14 protein-coding genes are annotated in these 16,808 nt (G+C 69.1%); 6 read left to right on the top strand and 8 right to left on the bottom strand.

Translation table 11 applies throughout. From position 1 onward, the window contains the following. Nucleotides 1-25 precede the first annotated feature (25 nt). Complete coding sequence (locus ACTJKH_RS01340; protein WP_440735462.1) at nt 26-1,504, bottom strand: amino acid permease; 1,479 nt, start codon at nt 1,502-1,504, stop codon at nt 26-28. A 1-nt stretch (nt 1,505) separates the two neighbouring features. Then, nucleotides 1,506-2,867, bottom strand: coding sequence for a 4-aminobutyrate--2-oxoglutarate transaminase (gene gabT / locus ACTJKH_RS01335; protein ID WP_259162200.1), 1,362 nt, complete (start codon nt 2,865-2,867; stop codon nt 1,506-1,508). Nucleotides 2,868-2,983: 116 nt separating this feature from the next. On the opposite strand from gabT, the gene ACTJKH_RS01330 reads away from it, so the two are divergent. Further along, nucleotides 2,984-4,492, top strand: coding sequence for a PucR family transcriptional regulator (locus ACTJKH_RS01330; RefSeq protein WP_440735461.1), 1,509 nt, complete (start codon nt 2,984-2,986; stop codon nt 4,490-4,492). An 82-nt stretch (nt 4,493-4,574) separates the two neighbouring features. Here the strand turns inward: ACTJKH_RS01330 and ACTJKH_RS01325 are convergent, their stop codons facing one another. From ACTJKH_RS01325 to ACTJKH_RS01315, 3 genes are all read right to left on the bottom strand, one after another. Continuing rightward, nucleotides 4,575-5,123 (bottom strand): TetR/AcrR family transcriptional regulator, encoded by a 549-nt coding sequence (locus ACTJKH_RS01325; protein ID WP_440735736.1) that lies wholly within the window; start codon nt 5,121-5,123, stop codon nt 4,575-4,577. A gap of 114 nt (nt 5,124-5,237) precedes the next feature. Next, the gene (locus ACTJKH_RS01320; protein WP_440735460.1) at nt 5,238-6,791 is read right to left on the bottom strand and encodes a glucoamylase family protein; all 1,554 of its coding nucleotides are present in this window, start codon (nt 6,789-6,791) and stop codon (nt 5,238-5,240) included. Between the two features lie 131 nt (nt 6,792-6,922). Next, nucleotides 6,923-7,630, bottom strand: coding sequence for an MBL fold metallo-hydrolase (locus ACTJKH_RS01315; protein ID WP_440735459.1), 708 nt, complete (start codon nt 7,628-7,630; stop codon nt 6,923-6,925). Nucleotides 7,631-7,685: 55 nt separating this feature from the next. On the opposite strand from ACTJKH_RS01315, the gene ACTJKH_RS01310 reads away from it, so the two are divergent. Beyond that, entirely contained in the window at nt 7,686-8,243 is a 558-nt protein-coding gene (locus ACTJKH_RS01310; protein ID WP_440735458.1) for a TetR-like C-terminal domain-containing protein, read from the top strand. Nucleotides 8,244-8,255: 12 nt separating this feature from the next. On the opposite strand, the gene ACTJKH_RS01305 is transcribed toward ACTJKH_RS01310, so the two are convergent. Then, nucleotides 8,256-9,707, bottom strand: coding sequence for a helix-turn-helix domain-containing protein (locus tag ACTJKH_RS01305; RefSeq protein WP_440735457.1), 1,452 nt, complete (start codon nt 9,705-9,707; stop codon nt 8,256-8,258). Nucleotides 9,708-9,843: 136 nt separating this feature from the next. On the opposite strand from ACTJKH_RS01305, the gene aceA reads away from it, so the two are divergent. From aceA to ACTJKH_RS01290, 3 genes are all read left to right on the top strand, one after another. Next, nucleotides 9,844-11,169: an isocitrate lyase gene (gene aceA, locus ACTJKH_RS01300; protein WP_259162210.1), complete on the top strand. Its 1,326-nt coding sequence runs from the start codon at nt 9,844-9,846 to the stop codon at nt 11,167-11,169. Nucleotides 11,170-11,191: 22 nt separating this feature from the next. Beyond that, nucleotides 11,192-12,862 (top strand): malate synthase A, encoded by a 1,671-nt coding sequence (gene aceB / locus ACTJKH_RS01295; protein WP_440735456.1) that lies wholly within the window; start codon nt 11,192-11,194, stop codon nt 12,860-12,862. 90 nt (nt 12,863-12,952) lie between these two features. Then, nucleotides 12,953-13,387 (top strand): hypothetical protein, encoded by a 435-nt coding sequence (locus ACTJKH_RS01290; protein ID WP_440735455.1) that lies wholly within the window; start codon nt 12,953-12,955, stop codon nt 13,385-13,387. Between the two features lie 398 nt (nt 13,388-13,785). Here ACTJKH_RS01290 and ACTJKH_RS01285 read toward each other — a convergent pair whose 3' ends face one another. Both ACTJKH_RS01285 and ACTJKH_RS01280 read right to left on the bottom strand, forming a co-directional pair. After that, entirely contained in the window at nt 13,786-14,859 is a 1,074-nt protein-coding gene (locus ACTJKH_RS01285; RefSeq protein ID WP_440735454.1) for a helix-turn-helix domain-containing protein, read from the bottom strand. A gap of 145 nt (nt 14,860-15,004) precedes the next feature. After that, nucleotides 15,005-15,514, bottom strand: coding sequence for an Lrp/AsnC family transcriptional regulator (locus tag ACTJKH_RS01280; RefSeq protein ID WP_210098711.1), 510 nt, complete (start codon nt 15,512-15,514; stop codon nt 15,005-15,007). 115 nt (nt 15,515-15,629) lie between these two features. On the opposite strand from ACTJKH_RS01280, the gene ald reads away from it, so the two are divergent. Next, a complete protein-coding gene (gene ald / locus ACTJKH_RS01275; protein WP_210098712.1) occupies nt 15,630-16,724 on the top strand; it encodes an alanine dehydrogenase in 1,095 nt (364 codons plus the stop codon). Nucleotides 16,725-16,808 lie beyond the last annotated feature (84 nt).

Raw genomic sequence — 16,808 nt, 5'->3', positions numbered from 1 at the left:
ATACGGATCGCGACCGGACGTGTGTTCAGGTCGCGACGGCGTCGCTTCCCGATGTTTCGGCCGCCTGTGCGGCGTTGCGCTTCTTCAGATTGCGGCGCACGAACGGCCAGAAGAGCACGAGCACGCCGGTGGCGATGAGGCTCGTCCAGACCTGGGTGCGTCCGCCCTCGGTCGTGAGCATCACCACGAGCACCGCGGCGATGCAGGCGATGAGCAGGATGTTGAGCCACGGGTGCAACCACATCTTGAGCTTGAGGTTCGCGACCTCCTCCGGCGTCATCTTCTGACGCAGCCGCCACTGGGTCAGCGCGATGAAGACGTAGACGAACAGCGCGACGAGACCCGCCGAGTTCATGATGAAGTCGAAGATGCCGGAGCCGGGCGTGAAGAAGTTGACGAGGGTGGCGATGAGGCCGCCGATGGTCGAGGCGAGCAGCGCCATGACGGGCACGCCGCTCTTCGACTTCTTCGTCATGATCTTCGGTGCGAAGCCCTGCTCGGCGAGCGCCGAGAACATGCGCGACGCGGAGTACAGGCCCGAGTTCAGCACCGAGATGACCGCGGTGAAGATGACGAGCTGCATGATGATGCTCGCGCCGGGGATGCCGAACTGCTCGAGCGCGTACGTGAACGGCGCGTTCGCGACGTCGGTCGGCACGGGCAGCTCGTTCCACGGCACGACGGTGACGATGATGAGCACCGAGCCGACGAAGAAGAGCAGGATGCGCCAGATGATGGTGCTCGTGGCCTGGCGGATGCCCTTGGCCGGGTTCTCGGACTCGGCGGAGGCCATCACCGCGATCTCCGTGCCGAAGTACGAGAAGATCACCAGCGCGACGCCGGTGAACGCGACGCCGTAGCCGTTCGGGGCGAAACCGCCGTGCTCCCACAGGTTCGAGACCGAGACCTCGGAGTTCGGCCAGAGTCCGAAGGCGAAGAGCAGACCGGCACCGAGGAACACGACGATCGCGAGCACCTTGATGCTGGCGAGCCAGAACTCGACCTCGCCGAACGTGCGCACCGAGATGACGTTCGTCCCGACGAAGATCCCGATCAGGATCAGCGACCAGGCCCACGACGGCACCACCGGGAACCAGCTGGCCATGGTCTCGCCGCCGAGCACCGCCTCGTAGGCGAGCACGCCGACCCAGAAGTACCAGTACAGCCAGCCCACGAGGTAGGCGGCCCAGTTGCCGAGGCCGACCCTGGCGTACTCCATGAACGATCCGATGGCCGGACGCGAGGCCGCCATCTCGCCGAGCATCCGCATGGCGAGGAACACCAGCAGACCGCCGATGAGGTACGACAGCACGGCGGCGGGTCCGACGGCGCGGATCACGTTGCCGGATCCGACGAACAGGCTCGCGCCGATGATCCCGCCGAGCGTGATCATCGTGACGTGACGGGACCGCAGCTTCTTCGTGCGCGGGTTCGCGCCGGCGAAACCGGCCGACGTCTCAGGAGAGACGGGCCGATCCCACTGCGATTCCGGTTCGGTCGACATGTCAGGCCGCAGCGAGCGCTGCCGCGACCACGTCGAGGCCCTCGTTCAGAAGGGCGTCGCCGATCGCGAGCGGCGGCAGGAAGCGGATCACGTTGCCGTAGGTGCCGCAGGTGAGCACGATGACGCCCTGGGCGACGCACGCCTTGGCGACGGCCGCGGTGAGCGCGGCATCCGGCGCCTTGGTCTCGGGATCGACGAACTCGGCCGCGATCATCGCGCCGTGTCCGCGGATGTCGCCGATGCGGGCATCCTTCTCCTGCATCGCGCCGAGACGCTGCGTGAGGATCTCACCGATCTCGCGTGCACGCTCGATCACACCGTCGTTCTCGAAGACGTCGATCGCTGCGAGGGCTGCCGCGCAGGCGATCGGGTTGCCGCCGTAGGTGCCGCCGAGGCCGCCCGAGTGCGAGGCGTCCATGATCTCTGCGCGGCCGGTGACGGCGGCGAGCGGCAGGCCGCCCGCGATGCCCTTGGCCGTGGTGATCAGATCGGGCTCGATGCCGAAGATCTCGCTCGCGAACATGTGGCCGGTGCGGGCGAAGCCCGTCTGCACCTCATCGGCGATGAAGACGACGCCGTTCTCACGGCACCACGAGGCGATCGCCGGCAGGAAGCCCTCGGCCGGGACGATGAAGCCGCCCTCGCCCTGGATGGGCTCGATGATCACGGCGGCGAGGTTGTCGGCGCCGATCTGCTTCTCGAGCTGGAGGATGACGCGGGATGCCGCCTCGGGGCCGGCGAGTCCGTCGCGGAACGGGTAGGACATCGGAGCGCGGTACACCTCGGGGGCGAACGGACCGAAGCCGCTCTTGTAGGGCATCGACTTGGCGGTCAGCGCCATCGTGAGGTTGGTGCGGCCGTGGTAGCCGTGGTCGAAGGCGACGACCGCCTGGCGACCGGTGTGCTTGCGGGCGATCTTGATCGCGTTCTCGACGGCCTCGGCGCCGGAGTTGAACAGCGCGCTCTTCTTCGCGAAGTCGCCGGGGGTGAGGCGGTTGAGTGCCTCGGCCACACCGATGTACGACTCGTACGGCGAGATCATGAAGCAGGTGTGGGTGAACTGCGCGGCCTGGGCGGCGACGGCGGCCGCGACCTTCGGGTGCGCGTTGCCGACCGTGGTCACGGCGATGCCGGATCCCAGGTCGATGAGCGAGTTGCCGTCGGCATCGACGACCACTCCTCCACCGGCGGCGACGGCCGCGACGGGAACCGTGTGTCCGACTCCGGCTGCCACCGCGTCGGCCTTGCGTGCGAGGATCTCCGCCGACCGCGGGCCGGGAAGGTCTGTCACGAGGCGACGCTCCTGGGGGAGCTCGGGTCCGCCGAGGGGAACTGCAACAGCTGCGTTGTCGAGGAGTGCCATGTGGGCGAGCGTACGACCCGAGCATCGACCGCCGCATTCACCCGGCTGTACAATCTGATCTAGATGATCGCCGGGCTGTACAAACGTGCCGTGCGAGTCGGAGAGGAGCACAGGACATGGATGCCGCCGAGCAGCCCACGCTGCGAGCCCTGCTCAGCCGTCGCGACCTCGGCCTGGGTCTCATCTCGACGGAGGGCGACCTTCCACCCGGTGCGCTCGATCACCCCCTGCGCTGGGTGCACAGCTCCGACCTCGCCGACCCGACGCCGTTCCTCGCCGAAGACCTCGCGCTGCTCACCACCGGCACCCAGTTCGACGCCGGCACCGACGTCGACGTCTACGTCGGACGCCTCTCCGACCGCGGAGTGCTCGGTCTCGGATTCGGCACGGACGTGCACCGGGCAGGCATCCCCGATGAGCTCGTCACCGAATGCGCCCGCCGAGGGATCCCCCTGTTCGAGGTGCCCTATCGCACGCCGTTCATCGCCGTCGCCCGCGCACACTCCGAGGCGATCGCCGCTCAGGCCTACGCCCGCCGGTCGTGGGCGCTCGACACGCAACGGGCACTGGCACTCGCCGCGCTCCGCCCGCACGGCCTGGATGCGACCGTCGCCGAACTCGGCCGACGCCTCGGCGTCTGGGTCGGCATGTACGACGCCTCCGGCGCTCTGCAGCTGTCGCACCCGCGAACGTCTGTGTCCGCGGGTCGGCTGGCTTCGCTCGGCGAGCGGGCCACCGAGGTCCTCACCCGCGGGCTCGAGGCCGGCCAGTCGCTCACGATCGACGAGCAGACGTTCATGCTCTTCACGGTCGGCCGCGGTGGACAGCTGCGCGGCGTGATCGCGCTCGCGGTCGATGCGCTCGACCCCGAGGCGCGCACGGTCGTCACCTCGGTGATCGCGATGGCGGGGCTCGCCCTCGAGCAGAGCGACCAGCTGGCCCGCAGCCGACGCCGCCTCAACTCCCAACTGCTGAGCTCCCTGCTCGACGATGATCCGGCTCTCGCCCGGAGAGTGCTCGGCAGCATGCCCGCCGCGCCCGTCGTGGTGGCGATCGCGGCCGACGCCCCCGCCGGCCCTCTGAGCGACTGGTGGGAGCGGCGACGCTCGGAGCACGGCACCGCGAGCTTCCTCGCGGAGTCGCCCGAGGGCGTCGTCGTCTGCCTGTCGATGGCCGACGAGTCGCTGCTCGACGAGATCGCCACCCGCTTCGGCATCCGGATCGGGGCGTCCGGGTCGGAGTCGTACGACGCGTTCTCCCGAGCGCACGCACAGGCGCTCGCGGCGCTCCGCCAGCAGTCGGATGCCGGGGTGTTCCACTTCGCGGATGCGGCAGGGTCCAGCATCCTCAGCGCGCTGGCGACCGACGAGGCGCGGTTGGTCGCCGAGTCCCGTCTCGCCCCGCTGCGAGACCACGACGCGCGATCGGGCAGCGACCTCGAAGGCTCACTGCGCGTCTGGCTCGAGCACGACGCCAAAGCCGAACCGGCGGCCGCAGCCCTCGGCGTGCATCGCCACACGCTCCGATCGCGCATCGCGCAAGCCGGTGCGCTGCTCGGATCCGACCTGTCGTCGTTCCCCGCCCGCGCCGAGCTGTGGACGCTGCTGCAGACCGCGCGGGATTGAACGCGCCCTCTCGATCAGCTGGCTGACGTTCTCCCGCCTGGCGGCGAATCCGGATGCCCTCGTCCAGCCATCCGAGGATCGCTCAGCCGTCCGTCCCCTCGGCGGGATGCAGGTACCGTCCGACGAACTCCTCGAACAGGGCCACCATGTCGACGGAATCGTCCAGCAGCCACTGCAGCTGGATGCCGTCCATGACCGCGCTGATCAGTCGTGCCGCGAGCGCGGGGTCGATGTCGTCGCGCACCTCTCCGTCGAGCTGGCCGCTGCGGAGGATCTCCTCGGCCTCGGCGGCGCGGTCGCGATACCGGGCGGCGAAGTCGGAGTGCGAGGGGTGACCGGGATCCGTCGCTTCGGCCGAGACGATGGCGTACAGCGACGTCAGTCCTCTCGACGTCCGGTTGTGCGAGACGACCCGCTTCGCCTGCTCGATCAGCGTGTGCTCCGCGGGATCCCCCGCGGCCTCTCGCACCTTCTCGTCACGCTGGTGGATCACCTCGGCGAACAGCTCCTCCTTGTCGGCGAAGTGATGCAGCAGGCCGGCGGGCGTCACGCCCACGCGCTTCGCGATCTCTCGCAGGGATCCTCCGCGGAATCCCGAGCGCGAGAAGACCGCGAGCGCTTCGTCGACGATCGCCTGCCGGCGCGCCTGCCCCGNTAGGGGCCTCGGGGCCCGCGCGCCGGCGCCCCCTGCTGCTCATCCGTGCTCATCGCCCGCTCCTGTCGTCGGCGCGGGTGAGGCGGAGCCTCAGCCGTGGTGGCCGTTCCCCGAACCCCATGACGAGCCGAATACCTGCTGCTTCATCGCGGGCCGCAGGCGCTGTTCCATCTCGCGGTCCACGAAGTAGTCCTTGAGTGTATCTTTCGTGAGCTCATTGCCGATGGCCGCCATGATCATCGACTGATCGAGAGACAGATAGCGCTCGGCGATCGTGCCGCTCTTCACGGCCACGGCATCGTAGAAACCGCCGGGCCCGTAGGCGTCGAGCGTGTCCTCTATGCCGTGGAGGTTCTTGAGCACCCCCTTGCGGTCGTACGGCAGCGCGAGGAACGCCGCATGAGGCGTCACCACTCCGTCGCCGAACTCGGGGGACGGATTCGTTCCCGTCGTGCATCCGGGCCGGTCGACGTCGACGTCGGTCTTCTCGGCATCCGACGTGTAGCCGTCGGATCGCATACCGGCGATGTCGACTCCGTACTCGGCGTAGCCGCCGAAGGGATCGCTCGCGGGCGAGAAGCCCCAGTAGCCGTACCCGGCCTCGTCGAGCCCGTGCTGCTTCTGCACGGCGACCGTGATCGGGTGGTTCAGCTTCCACGACTTCGGTCCCCACTTGGTCTCCGGCACCAGGAGGTCGGGCATCAGCGACTCGAACATGCTGCCGCCCCAGCTCGGGACGAACGACATCCCGTCGTAGTCGTACACGCCCTCCCAGACCTCGACTCCGTCGTAGGTGCGGTATTCGCCGTGCGGGAGCTGCTCCTGCCAGGCCCAGTCGCAGCCGGGAGGCATCGTGCGATGCGTCCCGGAGAGCGCCGTGGCGGGGATCTGCCCGTTGGCGATGCCGAGATAGGTCGCGATACGGCTCTCGCTCACGGTCGTGTCGTAGTGATGGCACGTGTAGTAGGCGGTCTCGCCCGAGCCGTTGTACATGGGCGCCTCGACACTGCAGTCCGGCGGAGCCGCATCCCAGAACCCTCCACGGTTCGTGCCCGCGGGCAGGCCGGCGGCGCCGGCAGGATCGAAGAACGCCCCGAAGTCCATCGAGTCGTACAGGGCGTCCGCCTCGGTCGCGAGCTCCGGCTCCGCCTCACGCACGACGCGCAGGGCGGCGGCGAGCCATCCGTTGTCGACCGTGCTGAGGAACGGGTGCACCGTGTCGCCCGAGTCCGGCCAGGTCGTCAGCTTCTCGCCCGTCGTCGGCGAGTACCAGTTGTAGAACATCCCGCTGGCGTCGTTGCGCTCGAGTCCCGCGAGGGTGTCGAGTGTGGTCGACAGGCGACTGCGCGCCTCGTCGTCGGTGATGATCCCCAGGTCGCGGGCCGTGACCGTCGACCACAGGTAGCCGCCGATGTTCGTCGGCGACGTGTAGTCGCCCGGTGTCTCGAGATCACCGGTCACATTGTCGGCGGGCAGACCCGTCTGCTCGTCCGTCATCGCGTCCAGGGATCGCCAGGTGTCCGTCGCCCAGCGGTTCAGGTCTTCGGTACCCGGCCGCCCACCGCCCGCGGTCGCGGGTCCGGCGAGGCTCAGCCCCGCGACCACCAGTCCGGCCGTCGCCACTGCGCTCATCCATCGCTTCATCGTGTCTCCTCATCGAGAACGGCGCTGCGGGCAGCAGCGCACCGATGCACGAAAACCTAACATGTGTTCGGTGTTCACTCAACCCCTTCCGAGGCCCCCTGCAGGGCACTGCTCTCGCAGGAGAGTGCGCCTCACTCTGGCGCGTCGAGCGCATCGAGCAGGTCGGCTGCCGTTCCCGTGAACTCGGGGCCGTGCCCCGGGAAGATGCGAGTCTCCGTAAGCGCCCGAAGCTTCTCCAGGCTGCGACGAGTCTGCGCGGGGTCGTCGCTGAACGGCGCGAGCCGTGCGCCCTCCACCCCGGTGAGCACGTGTCTGGTGGTGATCGCATCTCCGAGGAACAGCGCGTCGACCGCCGACACCCGGATCGCCGCCGAACCCTTCGTGTGACCGGGGATCGCGATGATCTCGGGCGCCCCGGGCAGATCGAGCACGTCGCCGTCAGCCATGGGCACGACGATCGACGGACGCCTGGTCCGTAGCGCCCCTCGACGCAGCCCGGTCCAGATGAAGCCGAGCAACGGGCCGACCTTCCAGGCATCGGCCTTCACGCCGCGCGCCGGCACCGCGCCCGTGGCGAGCTCGGCATCCGCCTGCAGGATGCGCACGGGGATGCCACGCTGCGAGCGCAGGGCCTCGGCAATGCCGATGTGGTCGGTGTCACCGTGAGTGAGCACGACCCCGCGGATGTCGTCGAGCGAACGCCCGACTCCCGCGAGCGCCGCGGTGAGGATGCCGAGGTCTCCCGAGAGGCCTGCATCGATGAGCGTGACGCCGTCGTCAGTGACGATCGCGTGGATGGCGATGATGTCGTCGCCGATGCGGAGGAGCTGAGCTGTCATGTTGGCTACCGTACATAGCCTTGATGGCTACAGTCAATAGCCTTATGCTGAGAGCATGCCCGCACCGCAGAGAGTGAGCACTCCCGCGCTCGTCACAGCCATCCGCTCGATCGCCGAACGCGACGGAGTGGATGCCGTCACCATGAGCGCCGTCGCTGCGGCCGTCGGCGTTCGCGCCCCGAGCCTCTACAAGCGCGCGGCGAACCGGCATGACCTTCTCCGCCTGGCGGCCGACGATGCCGCGGCCGAGCTCGGCGTCGCGGTCGACGAGGTCGTCGAGAACTCCACCGACGCTCGCGAGGTCCTCGCCGGCGTCGCCCGCGCGCTGCGCGCCTTCGCGACCAGGTCGCCCCGCGTGACCACCCTGCTGTTCAACTCGCCGAGCGCCGAGGCGACACCCTCGCAGGAGGCCCTGGCCCCACTGATGACGACCCTGCTCGGCGCGGTGAGCGCACTGACGACGGCTGATCCGCTCCCCGTCGCGCGCACCCTCACGGCCTGGGCATACGGCTTCTGCATGATGGAGCAGAACGGCGGTTTCCGTCAGGGCGGCGACGTCGACGAGGCGTTCGACCGCGGGCTCGAGATCGTCCTGCGCGGCATAGAGGCCTGAACCGCCCGGTCGTCAGCGGGGCGCGTGCGCCTCGAGGAACTCGTACACGTCGGTGGTGTCGACGCCCGGGAACGAGCCTGTCGGCAGGGTCGCCAGCAGCGTGCGCGGGGTCTTCACGTTCGGCCAGGAGTTCTCGCGCCAGCGCCCTTCGAGGTCGGCCGGCGCCCTGCGGCAGCAGACCTCGACCGAGTGCTTCGAGACTCCGCGATGGGGGGTGTCCCGGCCGACGAACCATCTGGTGTCGTCGAAGCGCACGCCCACGCTGACCGAGTGCAGTCCCTCGCTCGACGCCTCGACCCGGGCCGTGCACCAGTACGTGCCGTTGCCGGTGTCGGTGTACTGGTAGTACGGATTGAAGCGGTCGTCCTCGTCGAACACGACGCGACTCGTCCACCGGCGACAGCACATCTGCCCCTCGATCGCGCCGAGCCGATCGGTCGGGAAGTTCACGTCGTCGTTCTCGTACGCCTTGGTGATCGTGCCCGACTCGTGCACCTTGAGGAAGTGCACGGGGATGTCGAGGTGGCGCGTGGCCAGGTTCGTGAAGCGATGCGCGGCGGTCTCGTATGAGACCGAGTAGGCGTCGCGCAGATCCTCGATCGAGATGGCCCTCCGTGTCTTCGCATCCTTCAGCGCGGGAACCACGTGCGCTTCGGGCACCAGCAGCGCACCGGTGAGGTAGTTGGTCTCCACGCGCTGCCGCAGGAACTCGGCGTAGCTGCGCGGCTCCGAATGTCCGAGGATGCGGCTCGACAGGGCCTGCAGCACGGCCGTCCGCGCGTCGCCCTTGGCGGGAACGCTGCTCGACAGATACAGACGCCCGTGCGCGAGGTCGGCGACGCTGCGCGTGGTCTGCGGCAGGTCCGGCGCATAGTGCAGCGTGAACCCGAGATAGGCGGCGATCTCGGAGGCCGTCCGCTGGGTGAGCGGGCCGCCCGGATGCCCGACGGCTGCGAGGATCTCGGCGGCCTTCTGCTCGAGGTCGGCGAAGTGATTGTCCTGTCGGCGCATGAGGTGGCGCAGTTCGACGTTCGCACGCCGGGCCTCCTCCGGAGTGGCGGCCCGCTCGTCCTTGAGCCGGTCGATCTCTCCGTGCAGGGCGAGCAGCGCCTTGAGGGCATCCGTCGGCATGCTCTTGGCGATCCGGAACGGCTCGATCCCCAGCGCCTGGAACGTCTGGCCCTTCATGGCACGTTCGAGGGCGATCTCGATCGCGCTGCGCTCGTCGAGCGGCTCACCCTCCAGAAGCGCATCGATCGTCACGCCGAGCGCCCGTGCGATCGCCTGCAGCTGGGTGAGCTTCGGTTCGCGCTTGCCTGTCTCGATCATCGACATCTGGCTCGGGGCCCGGTCGACGGCGGCGGCGAGGTCGTCGAGGGTCATCCCCCGCGCCGTGCGGAGCTGACGGATGCGGCGTCCGATCGTGAGGGCGTCGGCGTCTTCTTCGACCACTGAGGTGCTCATGCGCCCGATTCTGTCACAGAAACAGAATTTCTGGCGATCTTCACACGCTGATCGGTCAGGTGAGCGTGACTTCTTCACCCACAGTGGAAACACGCCACCCGGCTTCACGGTCCGGGCATCCAACGGAGGAGACACCATGACGAACACCGCTCAGAACCACGCACCTCGCCCCGCCGGCCTGCGCGCCGGCGACCAGGTTCAGACGGCTGCCGAGCTCCGGGAGATCTGGGAGACGGATCCCCGTTGGGACGGCGTCGAGCGCACCTACTCGGCCGAGGACGTCATCCGCATCCGCGGATCGGTCCGCGAGGACTCCACCCTCGCCCACCGCGGCGCCGAGAACCTCTGGAACCTCCTGCACACCGAGGACTACGTGCGGGCGCTCGGCGCCTACACCGGCGGGCAGGCCGTGCAGCAGGTCCGGGCGGGCCTCAAGGCGATCTACCTCTCGGGCTGGCAGGTCGCGGCCGACGGCAACCTCGCCGGCCAGACCTACCCCGACCAGTCGCTCTACCCCGCGAACTCGGTGCCGGCGGTCGTGCGTCGCATCAACAACGCGCTGATCCGTCAGGACCAGCTCGAGCATGCCGAGGGCGACGTCACCCAGGATTGGCTCGCGCCCATCGTGGCCGACGCCGAAGCAGGCTTCGGTGGGCCGCTGAACGCCTACGAGCTCGCGCAGTCGCTGATCCAGTCGGGCGCCGCCGGCATCCACTGGGAGGACCAGCTCGCGAGCGAGAAGAAGTGCGGCCACCTCGGCGGCAAGGTGCTCGTGCCGACCCAGCAGCACATCCGCACCCTGAACGCGGCACGCCTCGCGGCCGACGTGGCCGGGGTCCCGACGGTCATCATCGCCCGGACAGATGCTCTCGCCGCCGATCTGCTCACCAGCGACGTCGACGAGCGCGACCAGCGATTCACCACCGGCGAGCGTACGACCGAGGGCTTCTACCGCATCCGCCCCGGCATCGAATCGGTCATCAGCCGAGGTCTCGCCTTCGCGCCGTACGCCGACCTGCTCTGGGTCGAGACGGGTGAGCCCGACATCGAGCTGGCCCGCGACTTCGCCGCCGCGATCCACGCGCAGTTCCCGGGCAAGCTGCTCGCCTACAACTGCTCCCCGAGCTTCAACTGGAAGCGCCACCTGTCGGACGCCGAGATCGCGACGTTCCAGCAGGAGCTGGCTGACTTGGGCTACAAGTTCCAGTTCATCACGCTCGCCGGCTTCCACGCCCTGAACCACTCGATGTTCGACCTCGCCCGCGGCTACGCCGAGCGCGCCATGAGCGCGTACGTCGAGCTGCAGGAGGCCGAGTTCGCCGCCGAGGCGAACGGCTACACCGCCACCAAGCACCAGCGCGAGGCGGGCACCGGCTACTTCGACGTCATCTCCACCGCGCTCAACCCCGACAGCGCGACCCTCGCCCTCGCCGGCTCCACCGAAGCCGCGCAATTCCACTAAGCCATCCCCAAGGACTCAGATCATGACCACTCCCACCGCTCCCCCGACCACCGCTCCGATCCAGACGACGCAGCAGGGCCCGGCGATCACCGTCACCGGTCCCCTGTGCGACCGCTACGACGAGATCCTCACCCCTGAGGCGATCGCGTTCCTCACCGAACTGCACCACCGTTTCGCCTCCCGTCGCCACGACCGGCTCGCCGACCGCATGCGTCGCCGGTTCGAGATCGGCAACGGCCACGACCCCCGATTCCGCGACGACACGGCGCACATCCGCGAGGATGCCGAGTGGCGCGTCGCCGGCGCGGGCCCCGGTCTCGAAGACCGCCGGGTCGAGATCACCGGACCGACCGACCCGAAGATGACGATCAACGCCCTGAACTCGGGCGCTCGGGTGTGGCTCGCCGACCAGGAGGACGCCACGAGCCCCACCTGGAAGAACGTCATCGAGGGTCAGCTGTCTCTGCGCGACGCGATCCGCGGCGAGCTCTCCTTCACCGGCCCCGCGACCGAATCGGGGCCGGGCAAGGAGTACCGCGTCACCGCCGAGCGCACCCCCACGATCGTGATGCGGCCCCGCGGCTGGCACCTGCCCGAGAAGCACCTGCAGTTCATCGATCGGGCTGGGCGCCGCACCGCGGCATCCGGTTCGCTCGTCGACTTCGGGCTCTACTTCCTGCACAACGCGACCGAGCTCATCGCGAACGGCCGCGGCCCGTACTTCTACATCGCGAAGATCGAGTCGAGCGAGGAGGCGAAGCTCTGGGACGACGTGTTCTCCTTCAGCGAGGAGTACGTCGGCATCCCGCACGGCACGATCCGGGCGACGGTGCTCATCGAGACCCTGCCCGCGGCGTTCGAGATGGACGAGATCCTCTACGAGCTGCGCGACCACTGCGCGGGCCTCAACGCGGGCCGCTGGGACTACATCTTCTCGATCATCAAGAACTACCGCGGCCGCGGGGCACGATTCGTGCTCCCCGACCGCAGCGAGGTCACCATGACCGTCCCGTTCATGCGGGCCTACACCGAGCTGCTCGTGCAGACCTGCCACAAGCGGGGCGCGTACGCGATCGGCGGCATGAGCGCCTTCATCCCCAACCGACGAGACCCCGAGGTCACGGCCCAGGCGTTCGAAAAGGTCTCGGCCGACAAGAAGCGCGAGGCCGGAGACGGCTTCGACGGCACCTGGGTGGCCCACCCGGATCTGATCCCCACGGCACAGGCGGAGTTCGATGCCGTGCTCGGTGAGCGACCGAACCAGGTCGACCGTCAGCGTCCCGAGGTCACGGTGTCCGCGGCGCAGCTGCTCGATGTGCACATCGGACGCCCGATCACGGCGAGGGGCGTGCGCGACAACGTCTCTGTGGCGATCCGCTACCTCGAGGCGTGGTTGCGAGGCCTCGGTGCCGTCGCCATCGACAACCTCATGGAGGATGCCGCCACCGCCGAGATCAGCCGCTCCCAGGTGTGGCAGTGGATCCACCAGGACCGCACCACGGAGGACGGAACGCCGATCACCGCCGAGTACGTCGAGGGACTGATCCGCGATGTGCTCGCTCAGGCGACACGGTCGGCCGGCGACCGCTTCGATGATGCGGCATCCGTGTTCCGCGAGGTGGCTCTGCACGAGGAGTTCCCGGCCTTCCTCACCCTCGGCGCGTACAGCCGCTTCCTCGTCGACGAGGCCTGACCCGCACGACACAGGAGCCCCTCGGATGCCGGATCGCGGCATCCGAGGGGCTCCGCCCTGTCCCCTGCCGACCGGGCGTAACCTGAGATCATGAGCGACGCCTGGTCCGACATCTCCTCCGAGTTCCTGCACCTGTATCCGCGAGGACAACGGCTGGTCGTGGTCGCCGGAGCGGATGCCGAGCGATCGCGCCAGGCGGCCGACGGCCTCGCACAGGCCCTGACCGCCGCTGGCCAGCAGGTCGAGCGGCAGCATTCGATTGACGGCGACGAACAGGCGCTGCGTGCCGACGTCATCTCCCCCTTCCGCGACTCGGGTGACGACACCGGCATCCTCATCGTCTCGGGACCGCCCGCGCTGCTGAGCGAGACCGCGCGAGGGCTCTGGAACTTCATCGTGTGGCAGCTCGCCGGCGATGAGGCTCCGCACGCGATCGCCTCGGCTCTCGTCGACATGACCGACCCCGCGAACCCGACCCGCCGCTTCGCGGACTACTGCGCGCTGCCCTCGTCGTTCGAAGCCTGAGGTCCGTCTCCGAGAAGGTCGCGGATGCCCCGGTCCCCCCGACCGGAGCATCCGCACGTCCACCTGTGCTCCCGCGCAGGTGGTCCGTCATGCCCGACGCTCGCGCGCCTGTCCCCGAGCTTCCGGACGGGCGAGACCGCCACGCCCGGAAGCCGTGACGGACAGGAGAATCGGGAGCCGCGGCTCCTTCCTCACCCGCCGTCATGACCCGCCTGGGGACACGGGCAGGCCCAGATTATGGACGCCTGAACGCCCTCGGAAGAGGGTCGGCAGCTTCTGTCACCGGGTGCGCCGACCCCGGCACTCATCACCGCACTTGGCACGCGATTCGCGACCGCCTGGCACTCGAGAAGCACGGCCGCACCCACGGCTCGCCGGACAGCACCGGGCGATCCGAGTCAGAGCGTCGGGCCGGACTGCTCGTCGGTGAGGAGCATCGCCTCGGCCAGTCGCGGCGGCTGCGTGCGCGCGGCCAGACGGAAGGCGCTCGGACTCAGACCGACGTGACGGGAGAACTGTGCTCGAAGCGCCGCAGCGTCGGCGAACCCCGACCTCAGGGCGACCGCGGCGAGATCCTGCGGTGGAGTCGACAGCAGCTCCTCGCGGGCCGTGATCAGACGGCGGCGCTGCAGTCTGCCCGCGAGGCTCTCGTCCGTTCCGGCGTAGAGGCGGAAGAGCTGACGTCTGCTGACGTGCAGTTCCGCGGCGAGCGCCTCGATGTCGAATCCGGCGTCGCGGTGCCGCCGCTCGATGATCCTCCCCGCCTCCGCGCGGAGCTCGCTCGCCCGATCCGTCTCGCCGTCGCCGGGGAACTGCCGGAACAGGCCACGGACCAGCGCGAGGAGCGCCGCCTCGGTGCCGGCCAGAGCTCCCGCACCCTGGTCGGGGTCCTTGGCCCACTCGAACAGCATCCGCCCGAACGATGCACCCGCCGCCCGCGTGAGAGGGGTGTCGGGGAACATCTCCGCTCCCCGGGCCAGCACATGCCGGTACCCGGGGATCGCCGCGACCGGGACGACGACTCCCGTCGTCTCGCTGACGCCGAGATGCTCGACCGCGGAGGCCCCCATGCTCGACATGAAGCCCATGCGTCCGACGCTCATCAGCTGGACTCCTGCGGCCGTGCGCAGTCGCTGACCGCCCTGGTTCGACATCCCGACGATGACGATGTCCTCATCCTCGGGGGAACCGCGGTCGTAACTGACCGTGTGCGGAGTCTCGAGCGTGCTGTACAGCATGGTCGCACCGATCGATCTCCGCAGCAGCGCGGCCTCGAAAGCGTCCGGGTCGTCGGCCCGCATGGCTCCGAAGTTCGAGAGCTGGAGCATCCCGAGGTTGCCGTCGAGACGGATCACCTCTGCGGAGAACCAGGACGGAAGCCCGGGGCCGCTTTCGGAAGCGCCACCCGTCGGCGCCCACAGGCCACCGGACAGACGGCCCAGCCACGCGGCCAGCTCGGCATCATCGATCATGCGCCCCATCGCATCCCCCATCGGGTGCGGGCAGCGTCTGCGACGTGAGCCCGATCCCGCCCTCACCATATTCACGCGGGCGAGGTCGTGCAATATACGTTGACGTCCGCGCCGCGGCTGTCGGCGCCGCGCGCCGGTGGCGGGCTCAGCGGAACGAGGCCGCGACCGAGTTGCGGTGGTAGTCGAACACGATGCTGGTCCTGGTCGAGGCCACACTGCTCTGCGCCGACAGATGCTCGAGCACGAACTCGCGCATCTCCGACGAGTCGGCAACTGCGATGTGCAGCAGGAAGTCGTCGTCTCCGCCGAGGAAGAACACCTGGATCACCTGCGGAAGCGCGCGCACGCGGTCGGCGAACTCGACGATGCTCTCGCGCCGAGCACTCGGGCGGAGGCTCACCCCGATGATGGCCTGCAGGCCCGCACCGAGCTTGCGCTCGTCGACGCTCGCGTGGAAGCCGCTGATCACCCCGCGGTCGACGAGCGCACGCAGACGCGCGTGCGCGGTCGACGGTGCGACGCCGAGGTGGCCGGCGAGCTCGGCGTTGGTCATCCGACCGTCGGCGCTCAGCAGCTGCACGATCCGTGCATCGATCGGATCGAGCGCCGGAGCCCGAAGGGTGTTCGGCTGAGGGGTCTCGGACGTCGTCTCCATGCGAACGATTATGCAGGATCCGCTGGACGAACGAATGTTCTTCAGGCATTCTGTCGATCAACCGACGTTTCTGCGATTCTGAAATGCACTCACGCAACCGTACTTTGGAGGATCGATGAAGATCGGCGTGCCCACAGAGGTCAAGAACAACGAGAACCGCACCGCCCTCACCCCCGCAGGGGCCGACCGCCTGGTCCACGAGGGCCACCGTGTGCTCGTGCAGTCCGGAGCGGGTGTCGGGTCGGGCATCTCCGACGAGGCGTACCGCATCGCGGGCGCCGAGATCGTCGAGACCGCCGAGGAGACCTGGGGCGAGGCGGATCTTCTCATCAAGGTGAAGGAGCCGATCGCCCAGGAGTACGGCTTCCTGCGCCCCGACCTCACACTCTTCACCTACCTGCATCTGGCGGCAGACCGCGCGCTCACGTCCGCGCTCGTCGACGCGGGCACCACCGCCGTCGCCTACGAGACCGTGCAGCTGCCCGACCGAAGCCTGCCGCTGCTCGTGCCGATGAGCGAGATCGCCGGGCGCCTGTCGGTCACGATGGGCTCGTACTCGCTGATGCGATCCGCCGGAGGCCGCGGCGTGCTGATGGGCGGCATCGCGGGAGCTCCTCGTGCCAAGACGGTGGTGATCGGCGGAGGCGTCGCCGGCGAGCATGCGGCGGCGAACGCCCTCGGACTCGGTTCTCAGGTGACGGTGATCGACATCTCGCTTCCGCGACTTCGCGAGCTCGAGCACCGCTACGGCGGCGCCCTGCAGACCCGCGCGTCGAGCAGGTACGACATCGCCGAAGAGCTGGCGAGCGCCGACCTCGTGATCGGCTCGGTCCTGATCCCCGGCGCCGCGGCACCGAAGCTCGTCACCGACGACATGGTCGCCACCATGAAGCCCGGCTCGGTACTCGTCGACATCGCGATCGACCAGGGCGGATGCTTCGAGGGGTCCCGCCCCACCACTCACGACGACCCCACGTTCGCCGTGCACGACTCGATCTACTACTGCGTCGCGAACATGCCCGGGGCTGTGCCCGAGACGGCCACCCGCGCGCTGACCAACGCGACACTCCCCTACGTGTCGGCCATCGCCGGCAAGGGCTGGGAGCGCGCGGCATCGGACGATGCGGCCCTCGCCAAGGGGCTCAACGTGCAGGGCGGCCGCATCACCCTCGATGCCGTCTCCCGCGCACACGGCTTCGCGAGCGCCTGACCGCTCCGAGCGAGGGGCAAGGACAGCGCACGGAGAAGGGCCGGGGATCATCTCCCCGGCCCTTCTCCGTCTCCCCCGGTCGCG

The organism is Microbacterium sp. 22215, from assembly GCF_052045655.1.
Classification (GTDB): Bacteria; Actinomycetota; Actinomycetes; order Actinomycetales; family Microbacteriaceae; genus Microbacterium; species Microbacterium phyllosphaerae.
The sequence above is the reverse complement of the archived record's forward strand: the minus strand, read 5'-3'. Positions and strand labels throughout refer to the sequence as shown.

Excerpts from the sequence above, each read along its gene's own strand:
- ACTJKH_RS01285 (WP_440735454.1), bottom strand. The coding sequence starts at position 14,859 with ATGATCGATGATGCCGAGCTGGCCGCGTGGCTGGGCCGTCTGTCCGGT.
- ACTJKH_RS01320 (WP_440735460.1), bottom strand. The coding sequence starts at position 6,791 with ATGAAGCGATGGATGAGCGCAGTGGCGACGGCCGGACTGGTGGTCGCG.
- aceB (WP_440735456.1), top strand. The coding sequence starts at position 11,192 with ATGACCACTCCCACCGCTCCCCCGACCACCGCTCCGATCCAGACGACG.
- ACTJKH_RS01305 (WP_440735457.1), bottom strand. The coding sequence starts at position 9,707 with ATGAGCACCTCAGTGGTCGAAGAAGACGCCGACGCCCTCACGATCGGA.
- ACTJKH_RS01330 (WP_440735461.1), top strand. The coding sequence starts at position 2,984 with ATGGATGCCGCCGAGCAGCCCACGCTGCGAGCCCTGCTCAGCCGTCGC.
- ACTJKH_RS01310 (WP_440735458.1), top strand. The coding sequence starts at position 7,686 with ATGCCCGCACCGCAGAGAGTGAGCACTCCCGCGCTCGTCACAGCCATC.
- ACTJKH_RS01315 (WP_440735459.1), bottom strand. The coding sequence starts at position 7,630 with ATGACAGCTCAGCTCCTCCGCATCGGCGACGACATCATCGCCATCCAC.
- aceA (WP_259162210.1), top strand. The coding sequence starts at position 9,844 with ATGACGAACACCGCTCAGAACCACGCACCTCGCCCCGCCGGCCTGCGC.
- ACTJKH_RS01280 (WP_210098711.1), bottom strand. The coding sequence starts at position 15,514 with ATGGAGACGACGTCCGAGACCCCTCAGCCGAACACCCTTCGGGCTCCG.
- ACTJKH_RS01290 (WP_440735455.1), top strand. The coding sequence starts at position 12,953 with ATGAGCGACGCCTGGTCCGACATCTCCTCCGAGTTCCTGCACCTGTAT.
- gabT (WP_259162200.1), bottom strand. The coding sequence starts at position 2,867 with ATGGCACTCCTCGACAACGCAGCTGTTGCAGTTCCCCTCGGCGGACCC.
- ACTJKH_RS01340 (WP_440735462.1), bottom strand. The coding sequence starts at position 1,504 with ATGTCGACCGAACCGGAATCGCAGTGGGATCGGCCCGTCTCTCCTGAG.
- ald (WP_210098712.1), top strand. The coding sequence starts at position 15,630 with ATGAAGATCGGCGTGCCCACAGAGGTCAAGAACAACGAGAACCGCACC.